Origin of the sequence: Lichenicola sp. (genome assembly GCF_965198575.1) — a bacterium.
Lineage (GTDB): Bacteria > Pseudomonadota > Alphaproteobacteria > Acetobacterales > Acetobacteraceae > Lichenicola.
Genome location: NZ_CBDAPY010000002.1, coordinates 1 through 9,259 on the forward strand (window position 1 = coordinate 1; position 9,259 = coordinate 9,259).

The window sequence follows — 9,259 nt, forward strand, 5'->3', positions numbered from 1 at the left end:
CCGGCCCGATAGGCAAACGAAACCAGGACGGGACGAGGCATCCACTGAAGGACCGTCGGCTGAAACGGTCTTCATTGCTACACCGCAATGTCATCCGGCAGGCGCTGCTGCCGGCTGCCGTCCTGGCAAGATCAGGACCGCCCGCCCCCTCGCCGGGACGTAACGGTTCGTGACCACACTTAAAGTTCACAACACGACACCCATGCAATATAGGCATGGCCCGATCCGGACTGGTTGACGCGGGATGTTGCAAAAAAGACACTAAAGGTCCGGCCGTCGAAACCGCTGCCGGCTGTTTCCCGGACCGCCCGGACGGTCGGCGCAGGAACATGTCGCCGGCGCTTCTTCCCGGCGGAAAAACCGGCTACGTGCGATGGACGGGACGCGTTCGCGGCTCGGCTGTCCGGCGGCATCGCCGGTCATCCGCGTCCGGCCGGCACCGCGCGAAGGGGCACGTGACGATGACGAGACGGTTCGGCTTGCTGGCAGGTGTCGCCTGCACGGTGGCGGCAATGGCCGGCGCCCACGCGCAGCCGGTGCAGGGGCTGTATGTCAGCGTTGCCGGGGGCGGCAACCTCGCCCAGGATCAGACGGTGCGGCTGTCGCCACAGCAGCCGAGCGGCGAGCTGCGCTACGGCGCCGGCGAGGTCGGGGCTCGGCAGCGTCGGCTGGGGCTTCGGCAACGGGCTGCGGCTGGAGGTCGAGGGCAACTACCGCCGTGACCCGCTGCAGCACTTCCGGGGCACGCCCTTCCCGACCCTCGCCGGCGGCTACCAGGAAGACTACGGCGCGATGGGCAACGTGCTGTTCGACATGGATATCGGCAAGAGCTGGCTCTACCCGTATTTCGGCGCCGGCGCCGGCTACATCTGGACACATGCGGCCGAGCACTACAGCGGCACCAACTATCCCTATGCCGAGCGCCTGGGCGGCACCGACGGCAACTTCGCCTACCAGGGCATCTTCGGCCTGTCGGTGCCGGTGCCGTGGGTGGTCGGGCTGTCGAGCACGCTCGAGTACCGCTTCACCTCCATCCTCGGGCCGCAGCGCTTCACCGGCGACGGAATCGGGGCCGAAGGCGCGTTCGGGCCCAAGCCCTACGGCACCTCGCGCGGCAACCAGGACATCACCACCAACTTCAACCATTCGCTGCTGCTGGGCGTGCGCTACGAGTTCAACCCGGCCCCGCCGCCGCCCGCCCGCCGCGCCGTCGGCCGCACCCGCCGCACCGGCGCCTGCGGAAGCGCGCACCTACCTCGTGTTCTTCGACTGGGACGGCTCGGAGCTGACCACGCGGGCGCGCGCGATCGTCGCGGAGGCCGCCCAGACCTCCACCCACGTGCAGACCACCCGCATCGAGGTGAACGGCTACGCCGACACCTCGTCCATCCATGGCGGCGCACGCGGCGCCCGCTACAACCAGGGCCTCTCCATCCGCCGCGCCACCAGCGTCAAGGCCGAGCTGATCCGCGACGGCGTGCCGGGCACGGCGATCGACATCCACGGCTACGGCGAGACCCACCCGCTCGTCGCCACCGGGCCCCAACACCCGCGAGCCGCAGAACCGCCGCGTCGAGATCATCCTGCGCTAGTGGTCCGATCCCGACGCCTGGTTTCCAGGCGTCGGGTAAATCGGTCCACCAGATCGATGGCTGGCGGAGAAATCCGACGGTTCTTCCCGTCGGATTTCCCTCGCTAGGCGGTTTGCTCCAACGGCGGCCGGGCCTTCTGGAGCATGACCGGAACGACAGCCGCCTGGTCGTCGTGTTCGGGCAGCCGGACGAGCGCGGTTCCGTCGGACCCTCCCGCACCCTCCTCACGGCCGACGGCCAGGTCTGCCGGACGCGATGGACCCGCGTGCGCAGTGCGTGGAAACGGGCGCGGGCGCCGCGCGGCGCCCACCCGACCGGGTTCTAGCCCAGCCCGGCGAACAGGGAGGTGGACAGGTAGCGCTCGGCGAACGAGGGCACGATCACCACGATCTGCTTGCCCGCGTGCTCGGGCTTGCGCGCCAGGACCAGGGCGACGTGCAGGGCGCCGCCGGAGGAGATGCCGATCGGCATGCCTTCCAGGCGCGCGCAGCGGCGGGCGGCGGCGATCGACTCCCGCTCCGACACGGTGAGCACGCCGTCCAGGATGCCCGGCTCCAGCACGCCGGGGCAGAAGCCGGGGCCGATGCCCTGGATGCCGTGCGGACCGGGTTCGTCGCCGTTCAGCACGGCACTTTCGGTCGGCTCCACGCCATACACCAGCAGCCCCGGCTTGCGCGGCTTGAGGGAGCGTGCGATCCCGGTGGCGGTGCCACCGGTGCCGATGCCGGCCACCACGATGTCCACGTCGCCGCCGGTATCGGCCCAGATCTCCTCCGCCGTGGTGGCGGCATGGATGTCCGGGTTGGCCGGGTTGTCGAACTGGCGCGGCATCCACGAGTCCGGGGTCTCGGCCAGGATCTCCCTGGCCCGCGCGATGGCGCCCGCCATGCCGAGCCGCGAGGGCGTGAGCTCGAGCTGCACGTCCATCAGCCGCAGCATCTTGCGCCGCTCGATCGAGGCGCCTTCCGGCATGGTGACGATCAGGCGGTAGCCGCGCGAGGCCGCCACGAAGGCGAGCGCGATCCCGGTGTTGCCCGAGGTCGGCTCCACCAGCACGGTGCGGCCGGGGGTGATGATGCCCTCCCGCTCCGCCGTCAGCAGCATCGCGGCGCCGATCCGATCCTTGACCGAGCCGAGCGGGTTGAAGAACTCCAGCTTGCAGGCCACACGGGCCAACAGCTCATCCTCGCGCGTCAGGCGCGGCAGAGCGACCAGCGGCGTGCCCCCCACCGTCTCGACAATGCTGGCGTAGATCCGTCCGCGCGGAACGGCGAACGCAGGCGCTGCGGCGTCGGCGGCCTCGATATGTCGTGCCATGCCGTTGTCATAGCACCGATCTCGATCGTGGATAAGCGGCGCCCGTCCTGCTAAGCATCGATCGTGCCGCGCCTGCGGATGGCTTCACGACCGAATGGAGGACCGGGATGCTGCTTCGACGCGACAGGGCGATGACCGCGGTGCTCATCATGCTGGACGTGGCGTTCCACGCCGGCCGCGCCGGCACGGTGAGTGCCGCGGACATCGCGGAACGGGCCGGGCTGGCGCGTCGGGGGATCGAGCCGCTGCTGCAGGGCCTGTCGCGCTCCTCGCTGCTGGAAAGCGTGCGCGGCCCGCGTGGCGGCTACCGCCTCGGCCGGCCGCGACGCGACATCCGTTTGAGCGAGGTGGTCGAGGTCGCGGTGTCGGAGGATGCCGTCGGCGAGGACGGTCCGATCGGCGAGCTGTTCGCGCGCGTGGTCGAGCCGACCTGGCGCCGGTTCGACGATAGCCTGCGCGTGCAGCTGCACGAGCTGACCCTGGACGACCTGGTGCGTCGCGCCGAGGGCGCGGGACTGCGCCGCCCCCTGGCAGAGCCGATCAGCTTCTCCATATAGAGCGGGTCGGCGCAGGGGTTTCGCACTTTAGGCGAACCACTGCGTTGCAGCGTGGTCTGATTGACTCCACTATCGAATCGTCTTCCATCTTCCTCCCGTCACCACCGGGTTCGGCCTGGATGGGATGACGGCCGTCGGGGATCGTCCTCATGACCATCCAGCTGGGCCGGGACGCGCCGAGGCCCTGTCCGCGCTCGGTGAAGCAGCCGGAATCCCCGTAGGCCTCGTTCGATAGTCAGGGTGGACGCAGCTCCGGCTTCGCCCCGCCGTTTCCAGGATCAGCGCCCGTGCCCGACCAGACCGTTCCCGTCCCGAAGAAGCCGACCGGGGTCGAAACCCTCAAGCAGGGCAGCCACGGCCTGCGCGGACGGCTGGCCGAGGAGCTGGCGGAGGGCGGCATCCAGGTCAGCGAGGATGCCTACAACCTGCTCAAGTTCCACGGCAGCTACGAGCAGTTCGACCGCGACACCGCGACCGCGCTCAAGCAGCAGAAGCTGGACAAGGACTACCAGTTCATGGTGCGCGTCCGCATGCCCGGCGGCGTACTGACGGCCGAGCAGTATCTCGGCCTGGACCGGCTGGCGGACAGCCACGCCAACGGCACGCTGCGGATCACCACCCGCCAGGGCATCCAGTTCCACGGCATCCTCAAGGGCGACCTGAAGCCGTCGATCGCCGCCATCAACCATACCCTGCTGACCACCCTGTCCGCCTGCGGCGACGTGGTGCGCAACCTGATGACCACCGCGGCGCCGCGACGCGACGCGCGCCACGGGAGGCTCCGCGCGGACGCCGACATGCTGTCGGCGGCGCTGCTGCCGCGCAGCCGCGGCTATCACCAGATCTTCCTCGACGAGGAGCCGGTCGCCGGATACGACGAGACCGAGACGCTGTACGGCCCCACCTACCTGCCGCGGAAGTTCAAGATCGGCCTGGCCGTTCCCGAGGACAACAGCGCCGACGTGCTGTCCAACGACCTCGCCGCGATCGCGGTGTTCGACCAGGCCGACCGGCTGCTCGGCTACACCATCGCGCTGGGCGGCGGGCTCGGCATGACCCACAACCGCGCCGACACGTTTCCGCGCCTGGCCTCGCCGATCTGCTTCGTCGGTCCCGACCGGCTGCTTTCCATCGTCGAGGCGGTGATCCGGCTGCAGCGCGACCACGGCGACCGCACCGACCGCAGGCGCGCCCGGCTCAAATACGTGGTCGAGGACCACGGCCTCGACTGGGTGAGGCGCACGCTCGAATCCTATTACGGCGAGCGGCTGGACGACCCGCGTCCGACCGACCGGCTGCATATCCCCGAGCTGCTCGGCTGGCACGAGCAGGGCGACGGCCTGTGGTGGCTGGGTGTCCCGGTGCCGTCGGGGCGGATCAAGGACACCGACACGGTGGCGCTGCGCACCGCGCTGCGCGAGGTGGTGCAGCGGTACCGGGCCGACCCGGTGATGACGGCGCAGCAGGACGTGCTGCTGTCCAACATCCGGCCGGAGCACCGGCAGGCGATCGACCAGGTGCTGGCCGGGCACGGCGTGGTGCCAGCCAGCGCCTTGTCCACCTTCTCGCGCTTCGCCCTGGCCTGCCCGGCGCTGCCCACCTGCGGCCTGGCGCTGACCGAGGCCGAGCGGGTGCGCGAGCCGATCGTCGCCACCCTGGACGGGCTGCTGCGCCGGCACGACCTGCAGGACCGTCGGATCAGCCTGCGCATCACCGGCTGCCCCAACGGCTGCGCGCGCTCCTATGCCGGCGACATCGGCCTGGTCGGCCGCATCCCGGGCCACTACGCGATCTATGTCGGTGGCGACTTCGACGGCCACACCCTGTCGTTCCGGCTGCTCGACCGGGTGCCGGAAGCCCGCCTCGGCGACACGTTCGCGCCGCTGTTCGGGGCGTGGGCGCTGCAGGGCCTGCCGGAGGAAGGGTTCGGCCCGTTCTGCACCAGGATGGGACGCGACGCCCTGCTGGGGCTGACAAGCGAGTAGGAAGGCCAGGGCTCTGCCCTGGACCCGCTGGGGCCTCAGGCCCCAGACCCCTTAACTTTAAGAATCGGGTTTGAAGGGCTCCGCCTTTCATGGGGTCCAGGGGCAAAGCCCCTGGCCTTCGCCGTCAAACAGGCCCTAGGAGCTTCAAGTCGTCTTCTTGACCTTGCGGTGCGACTTCGTAGCCTTGTGCGTACTGCCCTTGGCAACAGGTGCGACGTAGGGCGTCACCACGGCTGGACGCGGCACGCCGGTCGCATCCACCTTCGCCGCCACGTGCAGCAGGGTCCGCGGACCGCCGCCGCTCGGCACCAGGCTGACGCTGAAGCCGTCCGGACCGGCATAGGCGGTGGTCGCCGTGTAGTCGATCAGGGTCTGGTTGTTGTAGTTGTGGATGAACGCCTTGCCGTGCTCCGGCAGGTCCTGCAGCAGGAACGACGCGTAGGCGGTCCCGTCCGGCTGCGACACGGCGACGGCGCAGAGCCCGTCATCGGACCGCACCGCCATGGTCACGGTGCGCCCGGCGGGACCGGCCGCCACCGGGCTCACGGTGCAGACAGCGGAGCGTTTCTGGTAGCCGAACGGGTCCGGTGCGACCGCGGCCTGCGGCGCCGGCGGGGGCTTTTGCGCGCAGCCGGCGATCAGCAGGCCGGTCGACAGGAGGGATGCAGCAACTCGCACGTGCACTCAAACAGCTCCGAGAATTAGGCAGTCCAGGCCAGGACGCCAAGCCTCCTGTGCGGGAGGATGCCTTAGGGCAAAAGCCGCCACGGCGGAAGACCGGCTGCGACGCGAGGCACCGGCCCACGCCTGTCCGGCGGCGATCGGGACGACGGGACGGCTGCTTGCCTGGCTCCGGCTGCGGCGCTAGAGCACGTGCCGATGAAGATGCTCGACGATGCAGTTTGGCCACAGGGGTGATCGTCGCGAAAGCGGATTCAGAAATCTGCTTGCGAAACCGCATGTTACGGCGGCAACTTCAGCCACCGGATGAGCGGATGTCGACGACTCGGGGCGACTCCCCGCTCGCCAACGCGGTCTTTGTTCTGGAGAACACCATGTCTTTCCTCATGAGGCGTATCGCAGCGGGAGTGGCGGTCGCAGCACTTCTCGGGGGACAGGCGATCGCCGCCGGACAGTGCGGCATCTCGTCGGCGCGTCAGGCGTTCGACGTGCAGGGGCTGAAGAGCGAGCTGATGGTGACGGCGCTCTCCTGCAACGCCCAGGAGCGCTACAACGCGTTCGTGGAACGGTTCCGGCCCGACCTGAACGCTCAGGAAGTCGCCCTGAACGGCTACTTCCGCAGCACCTACGGCCGCGGCGCGCAGACCGCGCACGACGACTACATCACCCAGCTCGCCAACGTGCAGTCCGAGCGCGGGCTGAAGGCCGGCACCGCCTTCTGCCAGCAGCGCGTCAGCATGTTCGACGAGGTGTCGGTGTTGCGGAGCGCGTCCGACCTGGGCGGCTACGCCGAGGCCAAGGACATCGTCCAGCCAGCCAGCTACGAGACCTGCTCGGCGCCGAGTGCTGCCGGCCATCCCGGCCGGGTGCGCCGCATCCGCGCCATGAGCCGCACCCACAAGAACTGAGCGTTCACCCAGGGCGGAGGACGGCGATCAACCGGCGGTGGCCTTGGCCCCGGACTGCTTCTTGTCGTCGCCGCCCTGCTGCTTCAGGTGCACGGTCTGGCCCTGCACCAAGTCGGTCGGCGGGTTGACGATCACCTGCTCGCCGCCTTGCAGGCCATGGCCCAATTCGGCCTCGGTGCCGGTGTCGCGGTTGATCACGATCGGGCGCATCGACACCTTGGTCCCGTCCAGCACCGCGACGTGCAGGCCGGAGGCATCGAAGATCAGGGCTGCATCGGGGATCACCACCAGCGGCTCCGGGCGCTGCACGTCGAACGCGACGGTGACGAACAGGCCGGCACTCAGCGTGTGGTCGCGGTTGTCGATGTCGACCTCGACCAGCTCGGAGCGGGAGTTCTGCGCCAGCGAGGAGGAGAACCGCGACACCACCGCCTTGAACACCTTGCCCGGCAGCTCGGGCACGGTGACGTGGGCCGGCAGGCCCACATGGATGCCGACGAACTGGCTTTGCGGCACGTAGACCTGGCAGCGCAGCACGTCGTCCTGGTCGATGTGCAGCAAGGTGGTGCCGCTGTTGGTGTCGCTCTGCACCAGGGTGCCGATGTCGACGTTGCGCTGGGTGATGATGCCGTCGAACGGCGCCACCACGTTCTCGAACCCGGTCAGCGCCACCAGCCGGTCCACCGTCGCCTGCTGCGCGCGCACGTTGGCCACCGCCACGCCGATCCCGGCCTGGGCGCTGCCGACGCTCTGCGTGCTGACGTTGAAGTTGGTGACCTGGTTGTCGCGGTCCTGGACCGTGCCCCAGCCCTCCGACGCCAGGATCTGCGAGCGGGCGCTGTTGATCTTGGCGTTCTGCGAGGTGGCCTGCGCCTGCTTCAGGCTGGCCTGCGCCTCGGCAAGCTGGGCCTGCATCTGGCCGAGCTGGGCGCGGGCCTGCTCCAGCTGCTGGTCCAGGTCGGGGGCGGCGATCTTGAGCAGCAGGTCGCCCTTCCTCACCCGGCTGCCGATGTCGACATAGCGCTGGCCGATATAGCCGGTGGCGCGCGCGTAGAGGTCGGCCGACGCGTAGGCCACGGTCTGGCCAGGCAAGGACGTCGCGGCGACATCCGAGGTCTTCTTCGCCTTGGCCACCTCGACGTCCGGCACCTCGTGCTGCGATTGCGACAGGGTGTTGGAGGCCGAGCTCGACTGCTGCCAGTGGCTGTACACCCCCCAGGCGATCAGCAGCGCCAGCGGGACCGCGACATAGAGGCCGTAGCGGCGCGGCGGGGCGGCGGGCGGCGGCTCGTCCTGCTTGGCTTCCCGCCGCGGCTCGTCCCTGCCGTCGTGGTCCGGCTGGTCGCGCCGCGACGGCGCGGCGTCGCGACCGGCATCGCCGCCCCGCCCTTCGGCGTCACGGGCGCCGTGGTCGTCGCGATCATCGCGCTCCGCGTCGTGCTCGTCGCGTGTCGGCCGTCGTATGTCGTCAGGGGGATTCATACGTAGTCCTCCGGAGACCGGACCGGTCCACTGCGCAGCAACGTATAGAGGAACGGCACGAACAGCAGCGTGGAACACGTGCCGACGGTGATGCCGCCGATCACCGCCCGCGCCAGCGCCGCGTTCTGCTCGCCGCCCTGCCCCAGGTTGAGCGCCATCGGGATCAGGCCGACCACCATGGCGCCGGCGGTCATCAGCACCGGGCGCAACCGGGCGTCGCCGGCGGCGATCGCGCCCTCGATCGCCGAGCAGCCGGTCTGCTCGCGGTGCTCCCGGGCGAAGGTCACCAGCAGGATCGAGTTCGCCGACGCCACGCCGACGCTCATGATCGCCCCCATCAGCGAGGCGATCGAGAAGGTGGTGTGGGTGATGAACAAGGAGAACACAATGCCGGAGAACACCAGCGGCAGAGCGCTCAGCACCACGAACGGGTCGCCCCAGTCCTGGTAGTTCAGCACCATCAGCAGGTAGACCGCGATCACCGCCACGGCCAGGCCGATCTCGATATGGGTGAAGGCGCTGTTCATGCTCTCGATCTGGCCGCGCACCAGCACCTTGTCGCCGGCCTGGATGTGCCTGGTCTCCTGCGCCACCGCCTGGTTGATCTCCGCGGCGGCGGAGCCGAGGTCGCGGTCCTGGACGGCGGCGTAGATGTCGAAGGTCGGCTCGGTGTTGACGTGGCTCTCCACCGACGGCTCCACGCCGCGATGGAAGGAGGCCACGTTGCGCAGCAGGGT

The 9,259-nt window shown here is 69.6% G+C and carries 7 protein-coding genes and 1 pseudogene; 4 read left to right on the forward strand and 4 right to left on the reverse strand.

Annotation, left to right across the window (positions count from 1 at the left end):
* The first annotated feature begins 461 nt into the window (after nt 1-461).
* Nucleotides 462-1,592: pseudogene (locus ACOEQ2_RS00050) on the forward strand (OmpA family protein).
* A 321-nt stretch (nt 1,593-1,913) separates the two neighbouring features.
* Here the strand turns inward: ACOEQ2_RS00050 and cysK are convergent.
* The gene (gene cysK / locus ACOEQ2_RS00055) at nt 1,914-2,909 is read right to left on the reverse strand and encodes a cysteine synthase A (protein WP_419727715.1); all 996 of its coding nucleotides are present in this window, start codon (nt 2,907-2,909) and stop codon (nt 1,914-1,916) included.
* 107 nt (nt 2,910-3,016) lie between these two features.
* On the opposite strand from cysK, the gene ACOEQ2_RS00060 reads away from it, so the two are divergent.
* Together ACOEQ2_RS00060 and ACOEQ2_RS00065 are read left to right on the forward strand one after the other, a co-directional pair.
* Nucleotides 3,017-3,466, forward strand: a complete 450-nt coding sequence (locus ACOEQ2_RS00060; protein WP_419727716.1) for an RrF2 family transcriptional regulator — start codon at nt 3,017-3,019, stop codon at nt 3,464-3,466.
* A gap of 287 nt (nt 3,467-3,753) precedes the next feature.
* Nucleotides 3,754-5,451 carry an NADPH-dependent assimilatory sulfite reductase hemoprotein subunit gene (locus ACOEQ2_RS00065; RefSeq protein ID WP_419727717.1) on the forward strand — a complete coding sequence of 566 codons (1,698 nt, stop codon included), beginning with the start codon at nt 3,754-3,756 and terminating at the stop codon, nt 5,449-5,451.
* 144 nt (nt 5,452-5,595) lie between these two features.
* On the opposite strand, the gene ACOEQ2_RS00070 is transcribed toward ACOEQ2_RS00065, so the two are convergent.
* Complete coding sequence (locus tag ACOEQ2_RS00070; RefSeq protein WP_419727718.1) at nt 5,596-6,135, reverse strand: hypothetical protein; 540 nt, start codon at nt 6,133-6,135, stop codon at nt 5,596-5,598.
* 371 nt (nt 6,136-6,506) lie between these two features.
* Between ACOEQ2_RS00070 and ACOEQ2_RS00075 the strand changes: the two genes are divergently transcribed.
* Nucleotides 6,507-7,040, forward strand: coding sequence for a hypothetical protein (locus tag ACOEQ2_RS00075; protein WP_419727719.1), 534 nt, complete (start codon nt 6,507-6,509; stop codon nt 7,038-7,040).
* 27 nt (nt 7,041-7,067) lie between these two features.
* Here ACOEQ2_RS00075 and ACOEQ2_RS00080 read toward each other — a convergent pair whose 3' ends face one another.
* Nucleotides 7,068-8,522, reverse strand: a complete 1,455-nt coding sequence (locus tag ACOEQ2_RS00080) for an efflux RND transporter periplasmic adaptor subunit (RefSeq protein WP_419727720.1) — start codon at nt 8,520-8,522, stop codon at nt 7,068-7,070.
* On the reverse strand, nt 8,519-9,259 hold a 741-nt coding region (locus ACOEQ2_RS00085; RefSeq protein ID WP_419727721.1), incomplete at its 5' end, for an efflux RND transporter permease subunit. The genes ACOEQ2_RS00080 and ACOEQ2_RS00085, both read right to left, overlap by 4 nt.